The organism is Clostridium sp. UMB9555A (genome assembly GCF_030222355.1).
Classification (GTDB): Bacteria; Bacillota; Clostridia; order Clostridiales; family Clostridiaceae; genus Sarcina; species Sarcina perfringens.
Genome location: NZ_JASORQ010000004.1, coordinates 135,250 through 161,044, shown reverse-complemented (window position 1 = coordinate 161,044; position 25,795 = coordinate 135,250). Strand labels below are relative to the sequence as shown.

Below are 25,795 nucleotides of genomic sequence, written 5' to 3'. Positions count from 1 at the left end.
TTTTATAAATATTTTCCTTCTTATTCTGCATTTAAAATAATTATAACAAACTTTGTTAATACTGTTAACCGGTTATGTATCACTCATTGCGAATTTTAAGACTTTTTTATTGATAATTATTAAGTTATTCTATAATAACCCTATAAATATTTGTCAGTTATTTTTGGCACTAAACTAAATAAATTTTCATAAAATGATTTTAAAAAGAATTTTTTTGTGTGCTTTTCCAAAAAAGTGTATATAATTATTAGTGTATATAAGTAAAGGAGTTGATATCTTGTCTTTCGATTTATTAAAAGATATTAATAAAAAAGTTCATTTCATAGGAATTGGTGGAGTTAGTATGAGTGGCTTAGCTGCTGTATTACTTAACGCTGGTTACAAAGTTTCAGGATCTGATTCAAAAGAATCAGAAATTACTAATAGATTAAAAGAAGAAGGTGCAAAAATATACATAGGTCACAGTAAAGATAATTTACAAGATGTTGATGTAGTTGTATATACTGCAGCAATACCTAGCGATAACCCTGAAATAATTAAGGCTAAAGAGGATAATCTTATTTTAATGGACAGGGCTGAATTTTTAGGACAAATTATGAAAGGTCATAAATTCAATGTTGCTGTAGCTGGAACTCATGGAAAAACTACTACTACTTCAATGATTTCTCATGTTGCCCTTAGTGCTGATTTAGATCCTACAATATTAGTTGGTGGAGATTTAGACATTATTCATGGAAACTTTAGAGTTGGAAACAGTGAGTATTTTATAACAGAAGCTTGCGAATATAAACAAAGTTTCTTAAGATTCTTCCCTTATGTTGGAATAATATTAAACATAGATGCAGATCATCTAGATTTCTATAAGGACATAAATCATATAAAAGATACATTTAAACAATTCGTTAGACTTATACCTAATGATGGATATATCATAGGAAATGCTGATGATGAAAAAGTTATGGAAGTTCTTGAAGTAGCTAAATGTAATGTATTAACTTATGGAATTAACAACGGGGATATACAAGCTAGAAACATCGAGTTTAATGAAAAAGGTTGTGCTACTTTTGATGTGTTTAGACATGAAGAAAAAATTCTTTCTCTTTCTTTAAATGTACCTGGTATGCATAATGTATCAAACTCATTATCAGCTGTATGTTTAGCAGAAATATTTAATATAAATGCTGATGCAATAGTTTCAGGACTATCATCATTTGGAGGAGCTCATAAAAGATTTGAATATAAGGGTACTAAAAATGATATAACTGTTATTGATGATTACGCTCATCACCCTGTTGAAATAAAAGCTACTCTAAGCACAGCTAAAAAAATGAATCACAATAAAATAGTTTGTGTATTCCAACCACACACTTACACAAGAACAAAAACTCTTTTCAATGATTTTGTTAAATGTTTTGATGATTGTGATGAGCTTGTTTTAATGGATATATACGCAGCTAGAGAAAAAGATTTAGGTGAAATAAATTCAAATCAATTAGGAGATGCTATAAGAGCTCATGGGGTTAAATGTACAAATGTACACTCTCATGAAGAAGCATTAGAATATGTAAGTACTAACTTATCAAAAGGTGACTTACTTTTAACAGTTGGAGCTGGTGATGTAGTTAAAGTTGGTGAACTTTTTTTAAAGTAAATTAATTTAAAGACTATTTTATTAAAAAATAGTCTTTTTTTATTTGCATTCTTCTAAAAATAATGTTATCATTTACATATAGTGATTCTCTCTTTGTACATTTTTGTGTAAGCGATAACACAAAAATTTAAATTGAATCTCTTTATTGGAAAATATTTGTTTAATTATTTTTCTAGTTAATTTATAATAATGTACAAGGGGGGTGAATGAAATGTCTGTAACAATAAATAATATCGCAAAAGAAGCAGGAGTTTCTTTAGCTACAGTTTCTAGAGTTATAAATAATTCTGGATATGTTAAAGATGAAACTCGTGAAAAGGTTATGAAAGTTATAAATAAATATAACTATACTCCTAGTGCTATTGCTAGAAGTCTTTCCAAAAGTATCACTAATACTATTGGAGTTATAGTTCCTGATATTACAAACCCATTCTTTGGATCAATAATAAAAGGAATAAGTGATGTTGCAGAAGTGCATAATCTTAATTTGATTCTTTGTGACTCTAGCGAGAGTATCGATAGGGAAATAAAGGCTATTAAAACATTAAAAGAACAAAGAATTAGAGGAATTATAATTTGTCCAACCTCTGTTGAAAATGATTTAAATAGCGAGTACTTAAAAGCTATTACAAATTTAGGCATACCAGTCATATTAGTTGATGGCAGTCTTAAATATCATAATTTTAACGGCGTTTTTGTGGACAACATTAAAGGTTCTTATGATGCTATAGAAGCTTTAATTAAAGCTAATCATACTGATATAGCTATAATTACTGGTCGTATGACATCTAAACCAGCTCAGGACAGATTATTAGGATATGAAAAAGCATTATTAATGAATAATATTCCTATAAATAATGACTTAATCTTTTATGGAAATTATGAAGAAGAAAGTGGATATGAATGCACTAAGAAAATCTTAGCTATGAAAAATAGACCTTCAGCCATTTTTGTATGTAATAATCTTATGACCTTAGGTTGCTTAAAAGCTTTAAGAGAAGCAAACCTTGAATTATCAAAAGATATTTCATTAATTTCCTTTGATAATATACCTATATTAGATACACTAGGTATAAATCTTAGTCACATAAATGGTCCAACTAGAGAACTTGGGGAGATTGGTATGAATTTATTAATAGAATCTTTAAATAATGACTCTAAAAAAGAATTAAATAGTATAATAATAACTCCTGAACTTATTTTGAAAGGTTCAGAAAAGTTAATAAAATAATTTCAAGTTTAATTTAGAATTTTATACATTTTAAAGTAAGCGTTACCACATACTAGAAATATTCCACAATTAAAATCATTACTAAAATAAATTTCATTAAAGAGGTGTAGAGTTATGGATTTATCAAACAAAATTAAAGCTGCTGCTGAGTACATAAAAGGTAAAAGTAAATATAACCCAACAATAGGATTAATATTAGGATCAGGATTAGGAGCTATAGCTGATCAAATCGAAGATGCTGAATATTTCCCATATAATGAAATTCCAAACTTCCCTGTATCTACAGTTGAAGGTCATGCTGGAAGATTAGTTATAGGAAAATTCCAAGGTAAAGAAGTTGTTGCAATGCAAGGAAGATTCCACTACTACGAAGGTTACTCAATGCAAGAAGTTACTTGCCCAGTAAGAGTAATGAGATTATTAGGAGTTGAAACTTTAGTAGTTACTAACGCTGCTGGAGCAGTTAACAAAGAGTATACTCCTGGAGATTTAATGATAATATCAGACCATTTAAATTTATCAGGATCAAATCCTTTAGTAGGTAAAAACTTAAGTGAATTCGGTACTAGATTCCCTGATATGTCAAATGCATATGACAAAGAATTAAGATTACAAGTTAAAGATATAGCTAAAAATTTAGGTATAGAAGTAAAAGAAGGTGTTTATGCTATGTTTAGTGGCCCAACTTACGAAACTCCTGCGGAAGTAAGAATGGCTAGAATATTAGGAGCAGATGCAGTTGGTATGTCAACAGTGCCTGAAGTTATAATAGCTAACCATAGCGGAATGAAAGTTATAGGTGTATCATGCATGACTAACATGGCTGCTGGTATCTTAGAACAACCACTTAACCATGAAGAGGTTATGGAAACTTCAGCTAAAGTTAGAAAGACATTCATAGAGTTAATGACTAACATTATAAAAGAGATTTAATAAAAAGTTAAATTAATATATTTTTTAACTTTTGTTAAATATAAAACTAGTATAAAAACATAAGAAAAGGAGAATAAATGTGGATAGGTTTATTGGTGTAATCGGTCTTATTTGTATTATTGGTATAGCTGTTCTTTTTTCTGAAAACAGAAAGAAGATCAACTGGAGATTGGTTGGAACAGGTCTTTTATTACAAATTATTTTCGCCTTATTAATCCTAAAAGTTCCTGCTGGTAGAGCAGTATTTGAATGGATTAGTAACGGAATAACTAAGTTATTAGATTTTACTAAAGAAGGTAGTTCATTCTTATTTGGACCATTACTTGATACAGACAAATTCGGTATGATATTTGCTCTACAAGTATTACCAACTATTATCTTCTTCTCATCATTAATGAGTGTACTTTATCATTTAGGTATAGTTCAAGTAGTAGTTAAAGTTATTGCTAAAGGTGTTGCTAAAGTATTAGGAACAAGTGGTGCTGAAACTTTCAGTGCAGTTGGTAATATCTTCTTAGGCCAAACAGAGGCTCCTCTACTAGTTAAACCATACATAAAGAACATGACTAGATCAGAAATATGTGCAATCATGGTAGGTGGTATGGCTACTGTTGCTGGTGGTGTTATGGCTGGTTATGTAGCTATGGGTGTTAACGCTGGTAACTTATTAGCAGCATCAATCATGGCAGCCCCTGCTGGATTAATATTAGCTAAAATATTAGTTCCTGAAACTGAAGTTCCTGAGACTAAAGGTGGCGGAACTTTAGAACTTAAAGTTGAAAGTGAAAATGTTATTGAAGCTGCTGCAAATGGTGCTTCAGAAGGTTTAGGATTAGCTTTAAACGTTGGTGCTATGCTTCTTGCATTCGTTGCTCTTATAGCTATGATTAATGCTTTATTTGGAGCAATAGGTGGAATATTTGGTGCACCTTGGTTAAGCTTAAACTGGATTCTTGGTAGATTATTCTCTCCATTAGCATTTATAATGGGAGTTCCAACTAAAGACGTTTTCGCAGCTGGAGACTTACTAGGAATTAAATTAGCAGTTAACGAATTCTTAGCTTACTCACAATTATCAAACTACATAGCAAGTGGAACTTTAGAACCTAAGACTATAATGATATTAACTTATGCTCTTTGTGGATTCGCTAACTTAAGTTCAGTTGCTATACAATTAGGTGGTATTGGTGGATTAGCTCCAGAAAAGAAACCAATTATAGCTAAGTTAGGATTCAAAGCACTTTTAGGTGGTGTATTAGCTACTTGTATGACAGCTACTATAGCAGGTATCTTATTTAGTGCTTAATAATTAGAAAAATTTAAATTACTTAAAAATAAAAGAACATTCTTCAATTGAAGAATGTTCTTTTTATTTAAACTATTATTTAATAACAACTAATTCTTTGTTTAAGTGATTTAATCTTTCACATCCATCTTCAGTCACTAATACTAAATCCTCTATTCTTACTCCCATATCTCCTTGAAGATATATTCCTGGTTCTACTGAGAAAATCATACCTGGTTTAACTTCATCAGTATTAGTTGATCCAACATCACCAAAATCATGAGTTTCTATTCCTATTGAATGACCTGTTCTATGAGTGAAATACTTGCCATAACCTTTATTTTCTATAACATCCCTAGCAGCTTTATCTATATCACAGAATCTAACTCCTGGTTTAATCATATCTATAGCTTTTTTATTAGCTTCTAAAACTGTATTAAATATTTCTTTTTGATGTTCTGTTGGCTCACCAAAGAATACACATCTAGTCATATCTGAACAGTAATAATCTTTTCTACATCCAGTATCTATTAGAACTCCCATACCTTTTTCTAATTTTTGTTCTCCTGACTCTGCATGTGGATCTGCTGCATTAGCTGCAAAAGCAACTATTGGTTCAAAAGAATATCCTTGACATCCATATTCAGCATAACCTTTTCCTAAAACTTCTACTACTTCTTTTTCAGTCATACCCTCTTTTAAACTCTTTATTGCTTTTTCTACTACAATATCATTTATTCTTGAAGCTTCTTTCATTAAAGCTATTTCTTCATCATCTTTTCTCATTCTAACTCTATCAACTATAGGAGATCCATTAACAAATTTCTTTGCTGAATTTCTATCTAATAATTGAATTAAGAAATGTGCTTTCCAATCCTTATCTATTCCTAATACTTCTTCATGATTTATTATCTTATCTAAGATGTCTATTGGATTCATAGTATCGTTGTACCATAAAATATCAACACCTAAGTCCTCGTTTATTGGAAATAATTCATTTACTATAAATTTTTGTTCACCCTTTGTATTTAAGTAAAGTGTTATCATTCTTTCTCCAGGTGATATCCACTTACCTGTTAAATAAAATATTGATGCAGGTGAAGAAACTAACATTTGAGGTATATCATTTGCCTTCATAGCTTCTAAAATTCTTTTTACTCTTCCTTCTTTCACCTTGATCGCTCCTCTCTAGTAGTTAAAATTCTTTAAATAAATTATATCATAATTTCAAATTATCTAATAATCTCCATTTGTTTGTTATTTGTAATATTTATTTTTTTATTTTGTCCACTAAATTGTTATATAATATTTATAGTAAATTTTTTTAACAAATAGGAGGTCTTAAAATTGAGAATAGCAGTAATATCAGATATACATGGAAACTTATATGCCTTAAGAGAAGTTTTAGAAGATATAGATAACCAAAATATTGATTCTATAATATGTTTAGGAGACTTAGTTGGTTATGGACCTCATCCTAATGAAGTAATAGCTCTTATAAAAAGAAGAAATATTTTATGTTTAAAAGGAAACTATGATGCTTCTGTTGTAGATAATGATTATACATACATTAGAGACACAGATATAAACTCATTTTCTCTTCCTTGGACAGTGGAAGAATTAAGAACATCTAATAGATACTATTTAGATAACTTACCTGATAATCTTTCAATGAATGTATGTGGAAAATCAATAAAATTTGTCCATGGTAGTCCAAGAAGAATAAATGAATATTTAAGTGAAGATTATTCTGAATTAGATAAGATAATGGATGAGCTTAAGGAAGATGTGTTAGTTTGTGCTCATACTCATATTCCATATGCTAAAAAAATAGGTAATAAAGTTATTATAAATGATGGTAGTGTTGGTAAACCTAAAAACGGTAAACCTCATGCTACTTATGTTATATTAGATTTTTCAAATGAATTTAAATTAAAGGTAGAAATGAAAACTGTTCCTTATGAATTTAAAAGAACTATGAAAGATATGGAATTAAAAAACTTCCCACAAAAGTTAATATACTCTTATGAATTTGGTAAAGAATAAGTAAAAAGCTAGATTAAACTTAAACTACTATATTTCAATAAATGAGAATTTAAAGTACTTTGTGTAAGAAAAACTTGATAAAATTCTCTATTTAGATTTCATACTAAGTAGTTCATAAGTGAATCTAGCTTTTATTTTTTTAATAATCATTTAAGCTACAAGTTAATACCCCTGCAACTTTTAAATTTTTTAAATGAGATTTATCATTCCCATAAACTTCTTTATATTCTCCTGTTAAATCGCACCCTACTTTTATGTTTTTTTCTTGCCATTTATTCACATCAGTTAAATCATATACTGTACCGAATACTGCTATATAAGGAGGCTTTCCATTCTCTCCATTATAATTACTAAGTTCATTTATATTAAATTCTTTAGAATCATCACACTCCACCAAAGGTTCATTATTACATATAACTGTTCCAACTATAGGTAACTTAGCTAAAACACTTTCATCTGCATTATGACATCCATTAAATTCTTTAGTAATATTAGTTCCTAAGTTTAATGAATTATGTGGACTCTTTTTAAAAATATCTTCATTTGTAACATCGTATATTATCCCATCAACTGCTACATAAGCTGGATTTCCATTTTTCCCGTCATATTTTGATAACTCCTCTAAGGTTAAATCATTAAGATTGCGTTCAATATGTTTTCCCCTTTGACTTTCATTAAAATCATGTAATATTGCTACTTCTTTAGCATCCTTTAAAAGCTCCTTATCCCCTCTGTAATAAGTTTTAAATTCTTCAGTAATATCAAAGCCTAATCTTAAGTTTGTCCCATTAAATAGATCTAAAACTGATGAATTAGTTATATTATAAACTATTCCTTCAATAGCTACATATGCTAAACTTCCATTCTCTCCATTATATTTTTTAAGTTCTTCTGAACTCATTATTTTAAGCCTTTGTTGTGGATAATACTCTTCTACTCCATCCATAAATTCAGCTTCCTCAGGCTCTGCTAAAAGCCCTACCATAGGAATATCTCTTAATATAGATTCATCTCCATCATTTAACTCATAAAAGGCCTCTGTTACATCACTTCCAAGTTTTAAACTGTTATAAGGACTTTGTTTAAACAATTCTATATTTGAAATATCATATATAATACCATCTATAGAAATATAGGCTGGATTTCCATTTTCCCCATTAAAATTTGCTAATTCCTCCTTTGTCAGAATAAGCATAGTATTACTTTCTTCTCTTATATAGTCCCTTTGAAATTCTTTAAAAATATCTTCTATTTGTTCTTTATATATTTTAGCTTGATTATTTCCTTTAGATAAAGTCATTAAATGTTTCAATTTATTTATTTGCTCAAACTTTTCTTCAAAAAAATTGCACATAAAAACTCCTATATTACACACTATATCTATATATTTCTATGTGGTTAATATTGCAAATGTTAATGTTTTATTGTAAAATCATTATTAATCGAACTAAATACGATTTTATTTACTATGAAGAGAAGAGTAAACTTAGGAAGTAACTCTCAGCGAGCAGATTATGGTGTGAGTTCTGCAGTGTATCCTATTTTGAAGAACATCTCTGAGTTTCTAACCGAAATCCCTTTTAGGAGAGTAGACTTAGACGGTTTCAGGCCGTTATACTTGAAGAACATTTTTGTGTTCATAAAGCCGGCTATTTTATAGCAATTTGGGTGGTACCGCGAATAATGCCATTCGTCCCATTAATTATGTGGATGAAGGGCTTTTTTATTTGGAATAAAACTTAATTAGGAAAGAGAGGAAATAATAATGAAAGATGTAGTTTTAGTAAAAAGTCTTTACAGAAACACTAGTGAATATAGTGATAAAAAAGTAAAAATCTCAGGTTGGATAAGAACTTTAAGAGCATCAAATGCTTTTGGATTTATAGAAGTTAACGATGGTTCATTCTTTAAAAACGTTCAAGTAGTTTTTGATAGCGCTAAGATAGCAAACTACAAAGAAATTTCTAAATTACCTATAAGTTCATCAATATCAGTTATAGGAACTTTAGTTGAGACTCCAGATTCAAAACAACCATTTGAAATTCAAGCAGAAGAAATAATAGTAGAAGGAATGTCAGATTCAGATTATCCTCTACAAAAGAAAAGACATACTTTTGAGTACTTAAGAACAATAGCTCACTTAAGACCAAGAAGTAATGCTTTCTCAGCTACATTCAGAGTAAGAAGTGTTGCAGCTTACGCTATCCATAAATTCTTCCAAGATCAAGGATTTGTTTACACTCATACTCCAATATTAACTGGTTCAGACTGTGAAGGTGCTGGAGAAATGTTTAGAGTAACAACTTTAGACATGATGGCTCCTCCTATAGCAGAGGAAGGTGGAATTGACTTCTCACAAGACTTCTTTGGAAAAGAAACTAACCTTACAGTTTCAGGACAATTAAACGCTGAGTGTTTCGCTTTAGCATTTAGAAACATCTATACATTTGGTCCTACATTCAGAGCTGAAAACTCAAACACAGTAAAACATGCTGCTGAGTTCTGGATGATAGAACCTGAAATGGCTTTTGCTGATTTAATAGATGACATGGAAGTTGCTGAAAACATGTTAAAATACGTTATAAAATACGTTATGGATGAATGTCCAGAAGAAATAGCTTTCTTCAACCAATTTGTTGATAAAGGCTTATTAGAGAGATTAAACCATGTTGTAAACTCAGAATTCGGAAAAGTTACTTATACTGAAGCTGTTAAATTACTTCAAGAATCAGGTAAAGAATTCGAATATCCTGTTGAGTGGGGAATAGATCTTCAAACTGAACATGAAAGATATTTAACAGAGCAAATATTCAAAAAACCTGTATTTGTAACTGATTATCCAAAGGATATTAAAGCATTCTACATGAGATTAAATGAAGACGGAAAAACAGTTGCTGCTATGGACTGCTTAGTTCCTGGAATAGGAGAAATCATAGGTGGTAGCCAAAGAGAAGAAAGACTTGATGTCTTAAAAGCTAGAATGGCTGAATTAAACTTAAATGAAGAAGATTACTGGTGGTATTTAGAACTTAGAAAATACGGTGAAACTGTTCACTCTGGATTTGGTCTAGGTTTTGAAAGATTAATCATGTACATTACTGGAATGGCTAACATAAGAGACGTAATACCATTCCCAAGAACTACTGGTACTGCAGAATTCTAAAAAAAGAAGTGGATTATTCCACTTCTTTTTTTATTTATAAAATAAATTCTTATTTCTTAACTATTAGATTTTAAAATTAATAAAGGTTATAATCTTAATTCTTAATTTTTATATTATTTACATCTTCTATTAGCTAATTCATATAAAGTTCTAACTCCTGCACCTGTTCCTCCAGCTGGACAATAATCTCCTTTTTTCTCTGAGAATGCTGGGCCAGCTATATCTAAGTGTAACCAAGGTTTATTTTGAACAAATTCTCCAATAAATAATCCTGCAGTTATTGTTCCTGCATACTTTCCACCTATATTTTTTAAATCTGCTATATTAGACTTTATAAGCTTATCGTAATCTTCAAAGCTAGGCATTTGCCATACCTTTTCTCCAGTCTCATAAGAAGCTTCTCTTAGCTCTCCATAGAATTCATCCTTATTAGTTATTACGGCTGTAACATCCTCTCCTAAGGAAACTACGGCAGCCCCAGTTAATGTAGCCACATCGATTATCTCACTAGCCTTTTCTTTTTCTATAGCATAAGTTACAGCATCTATTAAAGTAAGTCTTCCTTCAGCATCTGTATTTAATATTTCTATAGTTTTTCCTGCCATTGATCCTATAATATCCCCTGGCTTATAAGCATGCCCTGATATTAAGTTTTCACAAGCAGCTACCACGGCTATTACATTTATTTTTAAATTTCTTTTAGCTATGGCACTTATTGCTCCTATTACAGAAGCGGCTCCACCCATATCAGCCTTCATTGTTACCATTCCAGCATTAGTTTTTAAAGAATATCCACCAGAATCATATGTTAATCCCTTTCCTACTAAGGCTAGCCTTTGATCCATATTATCCTTATCTCCAAAGTATCTCATAACTATAAGTCTAGGTAAATTGTCTGATCCCTTTCCAACAGATAAGAAAGATTCCATTTTTAATTCTTCTATTTGCATTTCATCAAATACTTCAACTTCAAAGCCATACTTAGAACCTATGTTTTTAACCTCTTTGGCCAAAGTTTCTGGATACATATTATTAGCAGGCTCATTTACTAAATCTCTTGCTAAGCAAGTAGTTTCCGAAAGAAGAACAGCCTCATTAACAGCTTTCTCACAAAGATCTACCTCTGCTTCCTTTATATTGTGTCCACCAATATGAACTGTAACTTTAACCTCTTCTTTTTTATCACTCTTATATTTATTAAATGAATATGATCCTAAGGCCAATCCTTCAACCATTGCTTTTAATGTATTTTCTAAGCCAATAGCCTCTACTGAATCAAATCTTAAGAATACACTTTTACTTTTTAATCTCTTAATCTCATTTACAGCTTTACCAAAAGCTCTTCTAATTTTTTCTTTAGTTATCTCTGCTTCTTTTCCAAGACCTAATAATATAATATCTTGTATATTATCCTCAGTTGTTCTAGTTATATTAAATATTTCTCCATAAGCGCCTTTAAATTGTTCTTTTTTCTTAAGTATATCTATCTTATTATTTATTTCTTCATTAGGTATATTCGTTTTCTCTTCAAAATATGGGATTAATAATGCATCTGTCTCTGTACACTTTGATTTTTTCACTAAAAAATTATACATTTATTTTCCACCTCTTTAAATTTTTATAATTAATATATCACACTTGCCTTTAATAATCTATCTTTAATATATACCTAAATTATAAAAAAGTATGTAACCTAGATTACCAAATAAATATAAGAAAAAAAGCTTAACTAAAAAGTTAAGCTTATGCTAATCCAATAATAGATAATATACGTTCTCTAACATTATTTCTATCACTACTTATCTTGTTTAAAAAAGAAATACGCTCTTCTTTGTTTTTGAAAGCTCCTTTTGGAATTGAAACATAATCAATTGAAGATATAAAGAAATATATATTCTCCTTAAAAGAAAATACCTCTCTTATAATTTTCCAAGGATATATTCTTTCTACTGCTCCTTCATTATATTCAATTCTTATTCCATTTCCTAAAATCTCTACTTTACAGTTACCAAACATATTTTTATTTTCTAAGAATTTAACCTTATCTTCTATATCACGCTCTATTATCTTTTTATTTTTAATATTACATACTATAGAAAAAATAAACCATGCCAATAATGTAACAAAATAAAAACTATTGTTTAGATTTTTACTGGCTTTAATAAAAACCATGGTCATTATAAATACAAATATAGCCCCTATGATTTCAAACAAAGTCCAAAAGAAAATTTCTCTGCTTATAAACTCTTTTCTACATTTTACAAATTCATTTTTGTTTAAAACAAATTCCAACATATGCGCTTTCTACTCCCCTTAAGCATTTAATCTCCACTTTTCCACAATTTATATAAATAATTTTACCATAGCTCTTTTAAATAAACTATTATGAACATATTACAATTGAAATTTCTTAAAATCTTAATTTTAAAATTCTAGTTCAATTACTTTTCCTTCTTTTAGGCTTTCTTTAACATCTATTATTCTCTGATTTGAAGAACCTCTAAATTTTAATCCATCTTCTTTTTTATTTATATCAAATTTTCCATCAACTAAAACATCAATGTTTTCTAAGTATTCTTTCCACTTATTAAACTCATTAGCATTCTCTAATAAATATTCAAATCTATACCCTGTATAACTCCAAATATTTAATCCTAATTCTTTTGCAGCTTTAGCAATATATATAAATTTATTAGCTTGTTCTAAGGGATCTCCACCACTAAATGTTACTCCATCTATAAATGGATTATCAGCTAAATCCTTTATTAATTCCTCTATGTCTCTTTCTTCTCCACCATTAAAATCATGAGTATCGGGATTGAAACAACCTCTACAATTATGTTTACATCCTTGTGAAAAGAAAACTCTTCTTATTCCAGGACCATTTACTAAGCTCTCATAGGCTATTCCTGATAATCTAATAGTATTACTCATAGAAAATTACCTCCTATATTATTTATATGTTCCTTTTTTTAAAATTATCTGTTTAAAAATGCTAACTATTGTTAATCATTAAAATAAGTATTAATTAGGGGGTACAAAATGACTAATCAAAACTTATTTTTAGAAATAGAAAAGCATTTATTAGAGGATGTAAAACCATCCATATTCTTAAATAAAATTAAAAATGAAGAATCATTTAAAAATTCTTCTTTTAATATTTTCAACCAACTTAATAAGGAAAATCAAATCCATCAATCTAATCCTTGGACTCATACATTAAATGTAGTAGACCTAGCTTCAAAATACAAAGATTTATCTAATAACCCAAAAGCTTTTATGTGGGCAGCTTTATTCCATGATATTGGAAAAATAAGAACTTTAAATCCAATCCATGATAGAGTTGGAGGAGAAATAACAAGAAGATTACTTAGAGAATATAGTGATGATACTTACTTAAACGAAAAAATTATATCTCTAGTAAAACATCATTCTGCACCTATATTTATTATTAATAGGGTCTCCTATAGCATAATAGATCTAATAAATACAGCAGATATTCATGATGTTGCTCTATTATCACTATGTAATAGGCTAGGAAATCTAAGTTCTAAAAATAATGACCTAGAGAAAAATCTTTTAGCTAGTAATCAATTTCTTAAAATCATGTCTAGTAAAACCTGCTTACCATTAAAAGAAATAATAGTATAAATAAAAGGTTATATTAATAGTTTAAAAATAAAATTCTATTAATATAACCTTTTTATTTATACTGTAATTAAATTATTATCAGATTCATCTTCTTCAATATCACTTATAACATTCTTTATCCATTTTCCTGATTTTAATCTTACTACCTCAAAAATTATCTTTAAGAATTCTTCTGTACAAATTAAGAAATATACTCCATATACAGGTAAAGAGAATACTGTAGCTCCAAGGAAAGCCATTGGTACAGCATAAAGCCATATTGTCCCACATTGAACTAGCATAGAGTAAGTAGTATCTCCACCTCCTCTAAATACACCAACAATCATAACCATATTAAAAGCTCTTATTGTAAAGAACAATCCTATTATTCTTAAGACTTTAACTGTGTCCAAATAAGTTCCTTCACTTACATTAAAAGGCTTTAATGCTAATGGTGCTGTTATCCATATTAAAATTCCTAAAATAAATCCTACTAAAACAGCTATTACAGCTATATCCTTAGCATATTCTCTTGCTATTTCTTCCTCATTAGAGCCAATTTTATTCCCTATCATTATAGAGGAAGCTGTGGCTAAACCTATTAGTAATACCATAAACATATTATTTAATGTGGTAGCAATCTGCATACTAGCAACAGCATTTGTTCCTATTCTAGCATAGGCTATGGAATATGCAGTCATACCTAAAGACCATACTATTTCATTTACTATAACTGACCAAGATGTTCTAAAGTATATTTTTACAAAATTTAAATCAAAGGATATAAGCTCATTTAATCTTGATGCCACCTTATTCTTTCTAAAATATACAAAGGAAACTATAAATATCATCTCTACTAATCTTGCAATAGTGGTTGCCAAAGCTGCTCCATTAACTCCCATAGGCTCAAAACCTAAATTTCCAAATATAAATACCCAGTTTAAAAATACATTTATAAAAACTCCAACTATACTTGCATACATAGGCACACTTGGTTGCTCTGTACTTCTTAAAGCTGAAGAATAAGCTTGAGTAAAATTAGTAAATATACAACTTACAGAAACAATCTGTAGATATTTAGCTCCTAATTCTATAACATTTAAATCATTAGAAAGAATCTCCATAATTTCATAAGAAAAAAATCCAGAGCCTAAGGCAAAAAGAGTTGAAACTATAAGTCCAATAGATATATCTAGTCCCAAAACTTTTTTAATATTTTTCAAATCTTTTTTCCCCCAAAACTGAGACATGAAAACACTAGCTCCAGCATTTATCCCAAGAATACATAAGGTAAAAATAAATATATATTGGTTAGCTAATCCAACTGAGGCTATCGACTCTTCTCCTAGCTTTCCTACCATTAAATTATCCACTAGATTTAATGATGATGTAATAAAACTCTGAATTGTTATAGGAACAGCCATCATTATCATAGTAGGTAAGAATTCTTTGTTCTTAAAACCTTTCATGAAATTTAATCCCCCTTTTAAAAAAATACAAAAAAATAAAAGCAAATGGGTAGTCCTTAGCCGCCCATCTGCTTTTAAATCCTATTAATTGTCTAATAAATCTAATTCTTAGTCAATAGTATCCTTATCTTATTTACACTTCTTTAAAATATTTACTCTTAAAACTTTTTACTTTTCAAAATTTTACTGGAATTTCACTAAGATTCTATTGTATAATATACATCGCACTAAATCTTTTAGTGAAAGTACACCAAATTACTAACAATAATACGTTCAAAAAATTTATCCACAGAATAACTTTTTGAAAAATATCCACAGTTGTTGAATAAAAAAATAATCCACAGGCAAATAAAACTTAATTTGCTGTGGATTATTTTGAATTTATATAATTATGGATAATTTTAATTTTTTCTTTAACTCTTCTGAACAGAAGGAAGCTTCCACACTATTTAAATAAATCTTTTTATAATCTTCAAAATCTATATTAAATGTCTTATGTATATTTTCAAATTCTTCAGTAAGATTTATATTAGAAACTGTTCTATTATCTGTACTTAAATTAACTCTTATGTTATCTTTATGATATTTATAAATAGGATGTTCCTCATATTTATTCACACCCTTTGTGTCTATATTGCTCTTAGGGCACATTTCTAATGTTACACCTTTTTCTTTTACTAAATTATAAGCCTCTTCATCATTAAATATAAATAAGCCATGCCCTATTCTCTCAGCCCCTAGAATTTCTATAGCCTCTCTAACATTTTTACCATCCCCAGTTTCACCAGCATGTATTGTAACTCTAAAACCTGATTCTCTTGCTAATTTCATTGCTTCTTCATAAGGCTTAACAAAACCTTCTAATTCACCACCAGCTAAGTCTATGGCTACAACACCTTTTCCTATGAAGTTTTTTCCCTCTTCAATTACCTCATATACACTATCTACAGAATGATGTCTTAAACAAGATAATATTATATTTCCTTGTATGTCATAAAGCTCTTCTGCTTTTCTCATTCCCTTTATAATACTTGATATTACTTCTTTTTGAGTCATCCCTTTTTCTAAATGCAACAATGGAGCAAATCTTATTTCTATGTATTTTACATTTTCCTTGCTTGCATCTTCCATAAGTTCAAAAGTAACCCTTTCTAAGTTCTCAGCTCTTTGTAACAGTTTTACTGGAAGAGAAAATCTATTTAAATAATCTTCTAATGAATTGCAGTCTTTAGGAATAACTAATAATTCTTTTACCTTATCATATTCATAGCTATCTAGCTTAACTCCCTCTTTTTTAGCTAACTCAATAGCAGTCTCCACTCTTAAGGATCCGTCTAAATGACAATGTAATTCTATCTTTGGTAAATCTAATAAATTCATTTATATTTCCTCCATTAATTAAATATTTATATTGCAACTAAAATCAAAATTTCTAATATTAAATAAAGAATTTATATATCCTAAAAAAAGTTAAAAAAAATTCTTGATTACGAAGAAAGCAAATAAGCTTTCTTCGTAATCAAGAATTCTCGGTTCTTGGTAGAAACCTCTAATCCATATCATTAGAGTTATACGAAGCAAAATTTATTTTTTATTTATTTTACCATATAAAAATTTATAGTCAATAATAAATTATCAAAGAAATTTTAAATGATTTTTAAACTAAAAATAAAAATCTATGCACATGTATTAGAATTTTACCTAATTAAGATAATCTCTAAAATACATGTCATAGATTTTTTATAAGCTTTATTTAAATTATTTTATTTAAAATATTAAACACAATGATAAGCTTTTTTATTACCTTCTAAATGAGAACGTCTATCTTCTCTCTCTTCATATTTTCCTGGACCAAATCTTTCATCAAGACTTAAGTATCCAGTAACCCTTGATATTCCTTGAATATCTTGGCATCCACAATTAGTACACTTACACTCATTGTTATGAAGATATGTTCCACAATTTTTACAATATCTTATATGGAAGTTAATTCCCATATAACTTATATTAGTTTCTTTGTAAGCATAGTTAACTATTTTCATTATAGTTTCTGCATTTGGACAATCATCAACTTCTATATAACTGATATGTCCACCATTACATAATTTATGATATGGTGCTTCAATATCTATCTTATTTTTTATTGATATTGGACAGTAAACAGGAACATGGTAACTATTTGTATAGTAATCTTTATCTGTTACTCCTTTAATTATTCCAAAAGCTTTTTGATCTTGTTTTATAAATTTACCTGATAATCCTTCTGCTGGAGTAGCATAACAGCTCCAGTTTAATTTAGTTTCCTCAGTTAATCTATCACAATATTCTCTTATTCTTTCAACTATTTTTATTCCTAATTCTCTTGAAGCCTCATCTTCACCATGATGTTTTCCAGTTAAGGCTATTAAAGTTTCTGCAACTCCTATAAATCCAATTCCCCAAGTACCTTGTTTTAAAATTGGTTCTATTGAATCATCTGGTCCTAAATTCTCAGCACCTTTCATTAATCCTTGACCTGCAACAAAAGGTAAATCCTTAACTCTTAAGTTTTTAAGAACTCCATATCTATGCATTAAAGATTCTTTAGATATTCTTAATCTGTCATCTAATAATTCAAAGAATTTATTAATATCTTTTTTAGCTAATATTCCAAGTCTAGGAAGGTTTATAGTTGTAGGAGCTATATTTCCTCTTCCTTTACATCCTGGCTCACCATTAACATTTTTCATAAGATAAGTTCTACATCCCATAGTTGCTGGCATATATCCTTTATCATAGTATTCCTTATTAAAGTCCGCATCGATATTCATGAAAGTTGGATTCATTCTCTTAGCTGCTACTCTGCAAGCTAATTCATATAAATAGAAATATGGATCCTCTACTTCTCTATTTACGCCTTCTTTTACTCTAAAGATTATGTTAGGGAATATTGGTTGTTCTCCTCTTCCTAATCCTTTTTCGTATTCTAATAAGAATATTTCACAAACTAAAGCAGCATCTTCATTATATGGAATTCCTAAGTTTAATGAACTAAATGGAACTTGAGATCCTGCTCTTGAATGCATAGTGTTTAGATTATAAACAACTCCTTGCATTGCTTGATGTACTCTTTCTCTTAATTTCTTCTCTACTAGTTCATCTAACTTAGATCCTTCTAAGCCTAATCCTATGTATTCTTCTCTTATTTCTTGTCTTGTAGGTTCTACAAACACACTCATATCATTATCAAAGTCTGAATGTGACTGTCCTCCAAACATGTCATTTTGAGTTGATTGTAATAAAATACATGATAATTCAGCTGCTGTCTCTATTCTTCTTGGCGCCTTAATAGTTCCGTATCCAGTGTTAAATCCACTTTGTAATAACTCACCAGTTGGTATGTGTAAACAGTTAGTAGTTAAGTTATAACTATCTAAGTCATGATAATACACATCTCCATTTTCATGAGCTTTTGCTAATTCTTTAGGCATTGTAGCTAAGTTATACCATTTGTTAGATTCTGAAGCTATTCTTAAAAGCTTTGATGAGAAGTTATTTCCTACATTGGCATTATCTCTATCAGTCTCTACTCCGATCTTACTTATAGCTTTCATTAAGTCTGATTTTATTTCTCTAACTTTAGTTCTTTCAGTTCTATATGCCTTATATGCTGTTGCTACTTGATTAAAACCATTATCCATTAAAGCCTTTTCTACTAAAACTTGAATTTCTTCAACAGTGACATCTGTCTTACCTGACATTTCTATATAATTAATTACCTTCTGTATAGTATCTAAAACTTGGCTTTCCCTTATTGCAATACCAACTTCATTGGCTGCTCTCTTTATTGCATTTGCTATTTTATCCGCATTAAACCTAGATTCTCTACCGTCCCTTTTCACAACATGTAGCATTTTCAATTCCTCCACTCCACTATATCTTGTACTCGAATCATTATACTCTACTATTACTAGTTATGCTAATTTTAAAAAATCCTTATACTAAAAAAAATACTTATTATCTCCCTCTTTCCTTCTTTTTCTTAGCCTATATTCAATTTTTCTTTAGTTGACATTGGCAAAAACTTATTCTTATCTTCTCCATAAGATGAATAATATTCCATATAATGTAACATAATAAATATATGAAAAGTAATTCATAGGAGGAGTTTAAATGAAGAAAATAGCATTAATTGCTTTTCAATTAATATTAAGTTTATTAGTTGGATTCATATTTGGAAATTTAATTATGCCTTTAAAAACATCAGAAAAAATAGATACCTTAAAAGAACTAAAGCCAATAGATTTAACAATGAATGAAGAAAATCCCTATGACTTTGATATGGAAGAGTTATCTTTAGAAACCCTTAGCCCATACACAGGAAACATATTAGAATCAGATTCAATAGATAATATTCCTTTTATGTGTATAATTGAAAATTCTAGAGCAGCTCGTCCTCAAAGTGGACTTTCAGAAGCAGATATAGTTTATGAAACCATGGCCGAGGCAGGAATTCCTAGATTCTTAGCTGTATTTTATGAAAATTCTCCTGAGGTTATTGGGCCAGTAAGAAGTGTACGCCCTTATTTTTTAGATATTTCTAAAGAACATGACTTACCCTTTGCACATTGTGGAGGAAGTGCAGAAGCACTAGCTACAATTTCTAGTGACAAATCCTTAAATAGTATAAATGAAATTAAAAATGGAAGTGCTTTTTGGAGAGATAACACAAGAAAAGCCCCTCATAATCTTTATACTTCAGCTAAAAATATAAGAAAGTTCATTTCTGATAATGGATATGAGTATTCTAAAAACAATACATTAAGTTTTAAAGATAATTCTCTATTAAATTCTTCTAACTATATATCTGAAATAAAACTTAATCTAAGTGACTATTACAAAACCTCTTATAAATATGTAGATGGCTTTTATGAAAAGTATATGGATGGAGAGCTTGCCATAGATAAAAATACCAACTCGCCTCTTAAATTTAAAAATATAGTGGTGCAAATAACTGATATGTCACTCCAATCTGATAATACTCATTTAGATATTGATTTAACAGGTACTGGAGAGGGCTATGTTTTCTCTAATGGAAGAATGGAAAAAATTCATTGGGAAAAAGAAGATTCTAATAGTAAAACCATATTAAAAACTGAAGATGGCACTCCAATTTACTTATCTAGAGGTAACACAATTTGGAATATAGTAGATAAAAATTCTTCTTTGTCTTTCAATTAAATCCCGAATTAAGTTCATAAGTAAACCGTTTTCTAAGAGAATAATCTGTTTTAATATATTATTAACAGATTATTCTCTCTTTGTACCATTATCAATATTGATAATGGTATCAGTATTGATATATAATTCAGTTAAAGCTAAACTTAATTCTCATTAATTTCTATAAATGTTGAATTATTCGGTTTGCGATTGAATTCACTAAATAGAATATAACTTATTATTTTATTTAGTAAGTATAAAATGATTGGGGGCATATAAAATGCAAAAAATTGCTATAATAACAGACAGCTCTTGTGACTTAACTATAGATGAAATAAAAGAATATAATTTAAATATATTACCTTTAAAGATAATATATAAAGACAGAGAATATAATGATATTTTTGATATAAAACCAATTGATGTTTATGAAAACTTACACAATGAAGTACCAACAACTTCATTATGTAGTCCTGACTATATAAATTCAGTATTAGATAAATTAGAAGCTGAAGGATATACTCACTTAATAGGTATATTTATATCTAGCTCATTATCAGGTACATTCAATGCTGCTAGATTAGTTATTGAAGAACGTAATTCTTTTAAATATTACTTATTCGATAGTAAAATAATCGGTTATCCTTTAGGTTCTATAGTTATAAAAGCAGCTAAACTTGTTAAGGAAGGAAAAAGCTTTGAAGAAATAGTTGAAGCTCTTCCAAGCATAAGAGAAGCTACAACTGGATATTATACTCTTAATACCTTAGAATATTTAAGACGTGGTGGAAGAATAGGAAAAGTTGCCGGAACAGTTGGGGATTTACTTCATCTTAAGCCAATAATATCAGTTGATGAACATGGTGCTTATACAACAGTTTCTAAGGCCAGAGGAAGAAAACAATCTTTGAAAAAACTTGCTAGCATAATTTTAGAGCATCTTGATGAATATAAATGTAACGTAGCCCTTCTTAACGGTATGGCAGAAGAAGAGGCTAATCAAGTTCTTGATTCAATAAGTTCTCATCCTAACTTATTAAAATCTCAAGTAAGAGATATAGGAGCTGCTATGGGTGTTCATGCCGGCCCTGGTATGGTAGGTGTTTCAATTCAAAAGGAAATTTAGTTATGTATAATGATGAATTTATAAAAGCTGAAGAAAAACGCCTTTATGATGAATATAAAAAACAAGTAGCCAATCTAAAAAAAGTGCAAAAAGAAAAAGATGCTGTAGGACAAGTCTTTACTAAAGGTCTTCTTCCTATATACGCATTATATATTCTTAGTATTCAACCTACTAACGGAAACGATTTAGCTCAGAAAATCGGCGAACAAACTAATGGCCTTTGGTTTCCTAGTACAGGTGGAATATATCCTTTACTAAAGAAATTAGAAAAACAAGGCTTTGTAACTGGCTCTTGGGATGATCCTAAAAGAAAAATACAAAAAGTATATTCTTTAACGCCAGAAGGCTTTAAAGAGTTTGAAGAGAAAAAATATTTATTAAAACCTAAGATTAAAGAAGCTTTGGAAGTTTTTAAAATAATATATTCACATCTTTATAAATAAAGAAGATTCTAAAAGATTATATAATCTTTTAGAATCTTTTAATTTTAATTATTATTCAACTGAAATAGCTGCTACTGGACAACTACCTTCTGCTTCTTTTGCTGCTTCTTTACTATTTTCAGGAACTTCCTCAACTATTGTATGAGCTTTTCCATCATCATCCATATCAAAAACTTCTGGTGCTATTGTTGGACATAATCCACATCCAATACATGTATCTTTATCTACATTGGCTTTCATAATTATTTCCTCCTTAAAATTTTATTTTAATAACATTATCATTCCCTAAATTTTAATTTATATTACTTTATAATAAACTTAATTAAAAAAATAAAAAGAATGAACCAAAATAATATAACTATTTTGATCCATTCTTTTATTTATACTAATATAATCCTTCAAAGATTAATGAATATAGTGGATTTTCAGCCACATACTCTTCAGCTTTTCCATTCTCTAAAGCTTCAGTTAAGTCTAAGTTTATTGGTAGTTCTCCTATTAAAGGAAGTCCTAAATATTCAGCATGCTCTTCTGAAGATTTCTTGCTAAATACTCTCATCTTCTTACCACACTCACACTCTATGTAAGCCATATTTTCAACTACTCCTCTTACACAAACATTCATTTTGTGAGCCATAGTAACTAGTTTTTTAACTATCATTGATACCATGTCTTGAGGTGTTGAAACTATTACTAATTCCTTTATAGGGAATGTTTGCATTACTGTTAATGTTATGTCACTTGTTCCTGGTGGCATATCTATTAATAAGTAGTCTAACTCTTCCCAATCAGTATCTTTAAACATTTGGTTTAATACTCCTGTAACCATTGGGCCTCTCCAAATTACAGGATCATCTTCAACTTCCATAAGTAAGTTCATTGATATAACTTTTATTCCTAGCTCAGTTTTTACTGGAACAAATTTAACTTGCTTACCTTCACTATCCATGGCAACTATATCTGCTCTTTTTTCATTTATCCCAAAGAATCTTGGCATTGATGGTCCTGTTATATCAGCATCTAATACTCCAACTTTATATCCTTTTTTAGCTAGTTGAGTAGCTAATATTCCAGTAACAGTTGATTTACCAACTCCACCTTTACCACTTATAACACCTATAACATTTTTAATATTTCCATAGTTAGTTCCTAATTTTGCTGGTACTGATGAATTACATCCTCCATCCTTACTAGCTGAACTACATTTGTCTTTATTTGCACAACTTGCACAACTTCCCATAAGAAAAATCCTCCATTCTGTTATCTATCCCATTCCTTTTGAACATCTTTCCAACTATCAAAAACATTGATGTCCCAAGAGTTCTTATAAACTCCATCTACATAGAATTTTTTCTCTGAATGAGTTAGTCTGTTTTCAATAGTTATTACAGTTCTAAACATAGTAGATGTATAACCATAATTTCTTACAGTAACTATTATATCAAAGTCATCTCTATTATGGTTCATTATTGAAGCATTTGGAACTACTTTTTTTACATCTTTTTCAAAATCTTCAATATCTGATGATAACATATATTTTGTACAATCTCTATCTCCAAGTATATCAATACCAACTTTGGCATTATCTTTGTTTAGTTCATCTTTTTCTTTTTTCATTACTTCAAGTATTGAATTATAGTATATTTCATCAAAAGCTCTAGGTTTTCTTATCGCCTGCATATTTTGCATTAAATAGTTGTCTAATCTCTTAGATATTCTATAAAAGTGATCTCCATCGTAGAAATTACCTTCTCCATTATTTTTTACACCTGTTACATAATAGAATTTCTTTTCTTCATCACCAACATGTATTTCAAAAATATAATCTGGAGGTAAATCTGTCTTTTTACTAACAACCTCAGCTTTAGATAACATACTGTATATATTGTCTATTACTGACTTTTCTTTTACTAAAAACCTAAAACCAGAATCTCTTGTACTTTGAATAACTATTTTATCAACTTTATTTTCTTTTATATATTCAAAGTCATTATTATTACTCCCAACAAATTTTGAGCTTATATCTTTAGCTGAACATCCAGCAATGCCTAATCCTAAAACTAAGCAAAGTATTACTAGAATTAATTTCTTATTTTTCACTTGTTTCTTTTCTCCCTTTTAATTTATTTATATTATATAGTAATATACCCCCTATTAATATAAATATTGATATAAATTGAGATGTTGATAATAATCCTACGCTACCTCTAGGATCATTTCTTAAAAACTCTACAAAGAATCTACCTATACTGTATATTATCATATACATGCTCATAGTTTTTCCTTTTTCTTTGTTTTTATTTCCATACCATAGTAAAAATAAACCTAAGGCAAAATCAAAAATTGACGAAAAGATTTGTGTTGGATATAATGGTATCCCTGCTGGAGCTAATGAATCAGCTGGAAATATAATTCCTATAGAACTTGTAGTTTCAGCCCCATAACAACATCCTGCAAGTAAACATCCTATTCTTCCAAATCCTTGAGCTAAGGCTAAACCTGGCACTACTAAGTCTGCAAGCTCTAATACATTCCACTTATTCTTTAAAGAGCATAGAGCAATTCCTAAGGCTCCTCCTATTATGGCTCCATAAATTACAAAGCCATTTCCAAAATCTCTAAATATTAAACCTGGATCTTGCATAACTGTTTTCCACTCAGTTATTATATAGAGTATTTTTCCCCCTAAAATTCCTGAAATAACAGTTAAGATAGTAGCATTAAAAAGCCTATCTTCGTTATAGCCTCTTTGAGTTCCTCGCTTTAAGAATAATAATGTTGCACAGATTATACCTAATCCTATCATAAATCCATAGCTATAAATCTTAAGTCCAAAGATTTCCCCTAAAACAATCCTCATAAACTCCTCCAATATTTATTTGTAAATTTAAAAGAGAAGCATATTATTATGCTTCTCTTTTAAATTTAATTATAATACTTCTATTAAAGCAAATCAAATTTTCTACTCTCCATGCTCTATACTATCAATTATGGCTTTATATATTATTGAATAATCTTCTTTTTGCTTACTTTCACTTGCACTAAATAATACCTTTATTATTTTATTTTCTCCCAACTTTTTATAATAAACAGTATTAAAGTAGGTCATTCCCTTATCATTTTTTTCTTTAAAAACTACCTTCTTTACTAATTCATCATTAAGACTTTCATCAGATACTAAATAGTCACTTATATCATTCTTACTAATAACCCCTTTTTCCTTCTCAACCATCTTTTCTAAATCATCATTTGAATTTAAAATCTGCACATATCCCCATAAGCCCATAGTGTCACTTATGAAACTATTATCATAAATAATATAATTTCCTGGGTATTTTTTTTCTTCAACGTCCCAACTATCAGGTAACTTATAGGTTAAAAGACCATCTAGGGCGGTATATGTACTTAGCCCTTCAATATTATTATTTGTTAATGCAACTTTTTTTATATTTCCAGTAAACATATTTTCACCAGTTACCAATATTATCATAAGCAAAACTAATATTAGGGTTATACCAAATTGTTTTTTATTCAAAAAATCACCTCTTTTCATCTTTTAGGAAAGTCTATATTTAAAATATATTCAGCAACTAATTAAAAATTACTAAATAGGGTATTA

Annotated in this window: 23 protein-coding genes, 1 riboswitch and 1 other annotated feature; of the genes, 10 read left to right on the top strand and 13 right to left on the bottom strand. The window is 29.2% G+C overall.

Annotation, left to right across the window (positions count from 1 at the left end; translation table 11 throughout):
• Positions 1 to 277 precede the first annotated feature (277 nt).
• From murC to QP548_RS12660, 4 genes are all read left to right on the top strand, one after another.
• On the top strand, positions 278 to 1,651 hold the full coding sequence (gene murC / locus QP548_RS12675) for a UDP-N-acetylmuramate--L-alanine ligase (protein WP_061429270.1): 1,374 nt from the start codon (positions 278 to 280) through the stop codon (positions 1,649 to 1,651).
• A gap of 211 nt (positions 1,652 to 1,862) precedes the next feature.
• Complete coding sequence (locus QP548_RS12670; protein WP_061429271.1) at positions 1,863 to 2,882, top strand: LacI family DNA-binding transcriptional regulator; 1,020 nt, start codon at positions 1,863 to 1,865, stop codon at positions 2,880 to 2,882.
• 114 nt (positions 2,883 to 2,996) lie between these two features.
• A complete protein-coding gene (locus QP548_RS12665) occupies positions 2,997 to 3,815 on the top strand; it encodes a purine-nucleoside phosphorylase (RefSeq protein WP_061429272.1) in 819 nt (272 codons plus the stop codon).
• 79 nt (positions 3,816 to 3,894) lie between these two features.
• Entirely contained in the window at positions 3,895 to 5,121 is a 1,227-nt protein-coding gene (locus tag QP548_RS12660; protein WP_003450597.1) for a NupC/NupG family nucleoside CNT transporter, read from the top strand.
• Between the two features lie 75 nt (positions 5,122 to 5,196).
• On the opposite strand, the gene QP548_RS12655 is transcribed toward QP548_RS12660, so the two are convergent.
• Complete coding sequence (locus QP548_RS12655; RefSeq protein ID WP_061429273.1) at positions 5,197 to 6,273, bottom strand: M24 family metallopeptidase; 1,077 nt, start codon at positions 6,271 to 6,273, stop codon at positions 5,197 to 5,199.
• Between the two features lie 174 nt (positions 6,274 to 6,447).
• Between QP548_RS12655 and QP548_RS12650 the strand changes: the two genes are divergently transcribed.
• Complete coding sequence (locus QP548_RS12650) at positions 6,448 to 7,146, top strand: metallophosphoesterase family protein (RefSeq protein ID WP_061429274.1); 699 nt, start codon at positions 6,448 to 6,450, stop codon at positions 7,144 to 7,146.
• Between the two features lie 139 nt (positions 7,147 to 7,285).
• On the opposite strand, the gene QP548_RS12645 is transcribed toward QP548_RS12650, so the two are convergent.
• Entirely contained in the window at positions 7,286 to 8,500 is a 1,215-nt protein-coding gene (locus tag QP548_RS12645) for a cytochrome b5 domain-containing protein (RefSeq protein ID WP_061429275.1), read from the bottom strand.
• A 105-nt stretch (positions 8,501 to 8,605) separates the two neighbouring features.
• Positions 8,606 to 8,847 (top strand) — a binding site (T-box leader).
• A 64-nt stretch (positions 8,848 to 8,911) separates the two neighbouring features.
• On the opposite strand from QP548_RS12645, the gene asnS reads away from it, so the two are divergent.
• Complete coding sequence (gene asnS / locus QP548_RS12640; protein WP_061429276.1) at positions 8,912 to 10,309, top strand: asparagine--tRNA ligase; 1,398 nt, start codon at positions 8,912 to 8,914, stop codon at positions 10,307 to 10,309.
• Positions 10,310 to 10,422: 113 nt separating this feature from the next.
• Here the strand turns inward: asnS and QP548_RS12635 are convergent, their stop codons facing one another.
• The 3 genes from QP548_RS12635 to nrdG all read right to left on the bottom strand — a co-directional run bounded on the left by QP548_RS12635 (position 10,423) and on the right by nrdG (position 13,243).
• Positions 10,423 to 11,904 carry a leucyl aminopeptidase gene (locus QP548_RS12635; protein ID WP_061429277.1) on the bottom strand — a complete coding sequence of 494 codons (1,482 nt, stop codon included), beginning with the start codon at positions 11,902 to 11,904 and terminating at the stop codon, positions 10,423 to 10,425.
• A gap of 148 nt (positions 11,905 to 12,052) precedes the next feature.
• Complete coding sequence (locus QP548_RS12630) at positions 12,053 to 12,604, bottom strand: YcxB family protein (RefSeq protein WP_061429278.1); 552 nt, start codon at positions 12,602 to 12,604, stop codon at positions 12,053 to 12,055.
• Positions 12,605 to 12,733: 129 nt separating this feature from the next.
• Positions 12,734 to 13,243, bottom strand: coding sequence for an anaerobic ribonucleoside-triphosphate reductase activating protein (gene nrdG, locus QP548_RS12625; RefSeq protein ID WP_061429279.1), 510 nt, complete (start codon positions 13,241 to 13,243; stop codon positions 12,734 to 12,736).
• Positions 13,244 to 13,351: 108 nt separating this feature from the next.
• Between nrdG and QP548_RS12620 the strand changes: the two genes are divergently transcribed.
• Positions 13,352 to 13,960, top strand: a complete 609-nt coding sequence (locus QP548_RS12620) for an HD domain-containing protein (RefSeq protein ID WP_061429280.1) — start codon at positions 13,352 to 13,354, stop codon at positions 13,958 to 13,960.
• Positions 13,961 to 14,016: 56 nt separating this feature from the next.
• Here QP548_RS12620 and QP548_RS12615 read toward each other — a convergent pair whose 3' ends face one another.
• From QP548_RS12615 to QP548_RS12605, 3 genes are all read right to left on the bottom strand, one after another.
• On the bottom strand, positions 14,017 to 15,408 hold the full coding sequence (locus QP548_RS12615; protein ID WP_061429281.1) for an MATE family efflux transporter: 1,392 nt from the start codon (positions 15,406 to 15,408) through the stop codon (positions 14,017 to 14,019).
• A gap of 381 nt (positions 15,409 to 15,789) precedes the next feature.
• On the bottom strand, positions 15,790 to 16,788 hold the full coding sequence (gene add / locus QP548_RS12610) for an adenosine deaminase (RefSeq protein ID WP_061429282.1): 999 nt from the start codon (positions 16,786 to 16,788) through the stop codon (positions 15,790 to 15,792).
• Between the two features lie 116 nt (positions 16,789 to 16,904).
• Positions 16,905 to 17,004, bottom strand: a riboswitch (purine riboswitch).
• A gap of 179 nt (positions 17,005 to 17,183) precedes the next feature.
• The gene (locus QP548_RS12605) at positions 17,184 to 19,301 is read right to left on the bottom strand and encodes an anaerobic ribonucleoside triphosphate reductase (protein ID WP_284905449.1); all 2,118 of its coding nucleotides are present in this window, start codon (positions 19,299 to 19,301) and stop codon (positions 17,184 to 17,186) included.
• Between the two features lie 259 nt (positions 19,302 to 19,560).
• On the opposite strand from QP548_RS12605, the gene QP548_RS12600 reads away from it, so the two are divergent.
• The 3 genes from QP548_RS12600 to QP548_RS12590 all read left to right on the top strand — a co-directional run bounded on the left by QP548_RS12600 (position 19,561) and on the right by QP548_RS12590 (position 22,176).
• Positions 19,561 to 20,628, top strand: coding sequence for a DUF3048 domain-containing protein (locus tag QP548_RS12600; protein ID WP_061429284.1), 1,068 nt, complete (start codon positions 19,561 to 19,563; stop codon positions 20,626 to 20,628).
• Between the two features lie 259 nt (positions 20,629 to 20,887).
• A complete protein-coding gene (locus QP548_RS12595; RefSeq protein ID WP_061429285.1) occupies positions 20,888 to 21,733 on the top strand; it encodes a DegV family protein in 846 nt (281 codons plus the stop codon).
• Positions 21,734 to 21,735: 2 nt separating this feature from the next.
• Complete coding sequence (locus tag QP548_RS12590) at positions 21,736 to 22,176, top strand: PadR family transcriptional regulator (protein ID WP_061429286.1); 441 nt, start codon at positions 21,736 to 21,738, stop codon at positions 22,174 to 22,176.
• A 51-nt stretch (positions 22,177 to 22,227) separates the two neighbouring features.
• Here QP548_RS12590 and QP548_RS12585 read toward each other — a convergent pair whose 3' ends face one another.
• From QP548_RS12585 to QP548_RS12565, 5 genes are all read right to left on the bottom strand, one after another.
• Positions 22,228 to 22,416 (bottom strand): ferredoxin, encoded by a 189-nt coding sequence (locus QP548_RS12585; RefSeq protein ID WP_003450562.1) that lies wholly within the window; start codon positions 22,414 to 22,416, stop codon positions 22,228 to 22,230.
• A 145-nt stretch (positions 22,417 to 22,561) separates the two neighbouring features.
• Entirely contained in the window at positions 22,562 to 23,416 is an 855-nt protein-coding gene (locus QP548_RS12580; protein ID WP_061429287.1) for an Mrp/NBP35 family ATP-binding protein, read from the bottom strand.
• Between the two features lie 20 nt (positions 23,417 to 23,436).
• Entirely contained in the window at positions 23,437 to 24,276 is an 840-nt protein-coding gene (locus tag QP548_RS12575; RefSeq protein ID WP_061429288.1) for a hypothetical protein, read from the bottom strand.
• Positions 24,266 to 25,036: a prolipoprotein diacylglyceryl transferase gene (locus QP548_RS12570; protein ID WP_061429289.1), complete on the bottom strand. Its 771-nt coding sequence runs from the start codon at positions 25,034 to 25,036 to the stop codon at positions 24,266 to 24,268. Before QP548_RS12570 ends, QP548_RS12575 begins: the two co-directional genes overlap by 11 nt.
• A gap of 102 nt (positions 25,037 to 25,138) precedes the next feature.
• On the bottom strand, positions 25,139 to 25,711 hold the full coding sequence (locus QP548_RS12565) for a hypothetical protein (RefSeq protein WP_061429290.1): 573 nt from the start codon (positions 25,709 to 25,711) through the stop codon (positions 25,139 to 25,141).
• Between the last annotated feature and the right edge of the window lie 84 nt (positions 25,712 to 25,795).

Coding starts and splice junctions, on each gene's coding strand:
- QP548_RS12570 (WP_061429289.1), bottom strand. CDS start 25,036: ATGAGGATTGTTTTAGGGGAAATCTTTGGACTTAAGATTTATAGCTAT.
- nrdG (WP_061429279.1), bottom strand. CDS start 13,243: ATGAGTAATACTATTAGATTATCAGGAATAGCCTATGAGAGCTTAGTA.
- QP548_RS12585 (WP_003450562.1), bottom strand. CDS start 22,416: ATGAAAGCCAATGTAGATAAAGATACATGTATTGGATGTGGATTATGT.
- QP548_RS12615 (WP_061429281.1), bottom strand. CDS start 15,408: ATGAAAGGTTTTAAGAACAAAGAATTCTTACCTACTATGATAATGATG.
- QP548_RS12590 (WP_061429286.1), top strand. CDS start 21,736: ATGTATAATGATGAATTTATAAAAGCTGAAGAAAAACGCCTTTATGAT.
- QP548_RS12670 (WP_061429271.1), top strand. CDS start 1,863: ATGTCTGTAACAATAAATAATATCGCAAAAGAAGCAGGAGTTTCTTTA.
- add (WP_061429282.1), bottom strand. CDS start 16,788: ATGAATTTATTAGATTTACCAAAGATAGAATTACATTGTCATTTAGAC.
- QP548_RS12580 (WP_061429287.1), bottom strand. CDS start 23,416: ATGGGAAGTTGTGCAAGTTGTGCAAATAAAGACAAATGTAGTTCAGCT.
- QP548_RS12635 (WP_061429277.1), bottom strand. CDS start 11,904: ATGTATAATTTTTTAGTGAAAAAATCAAAGTGTACAGAGACAGATGCA.
- QP548_RS12605 (WP_284905449.1), bottom strand. CDS start 19,301: ATGCTACATGTTGTGAAAAGGGACGGTAGAGAATCTAGGTTTAATGCG.
- QP548_RS12595 (WP_061429285.1), top strand. CDS start 20,888: ATGCAAAAAATTGCTATAATAACAGACAGCTCTTGTGACTTAACTATA.
- QP548_RS12665 (WP_061429272.1), top strand. CDS start 2,997: ATGGATTTATCAAACAAAATTAAAGCTGCTGCTGAGTACATAAAAGGT.
- QP548_RS12645 (WP_061429275.1), bottom strand. CDS start 8,500: ATGTGCAATTTTTTTGAAGAAAAGTTTGAGCAAATAAATAAATTGAAA.
- asnS (WP_061429276.1), top strand. CDS start 8,912: ATGAAAGATGTAGTTTTAGTAAAAAGTCTTTACAGAAACACTAGTGAA.
- QP548_RS12620 (WP_061429280.1), top strand. CDS start 13,352: ATGACTAATCAAAACTTATTTTTAGAAATAGAAAAGCATTTATTAGAG.
- QP548_RS12630 (WP_061429278.1), bottom strand. CDS start 12,604: ATGTTGGAATTTGTTTTAAACAAAAATGAATTTGTAAAATGTAGAAAA.
- QP548_RS12600 (WP_061429284.1), top strand. CDS start 19,561: ATGAAGAAAATAGCATTAATTGCTTTTCAATTAATATTAAGTTTATTA.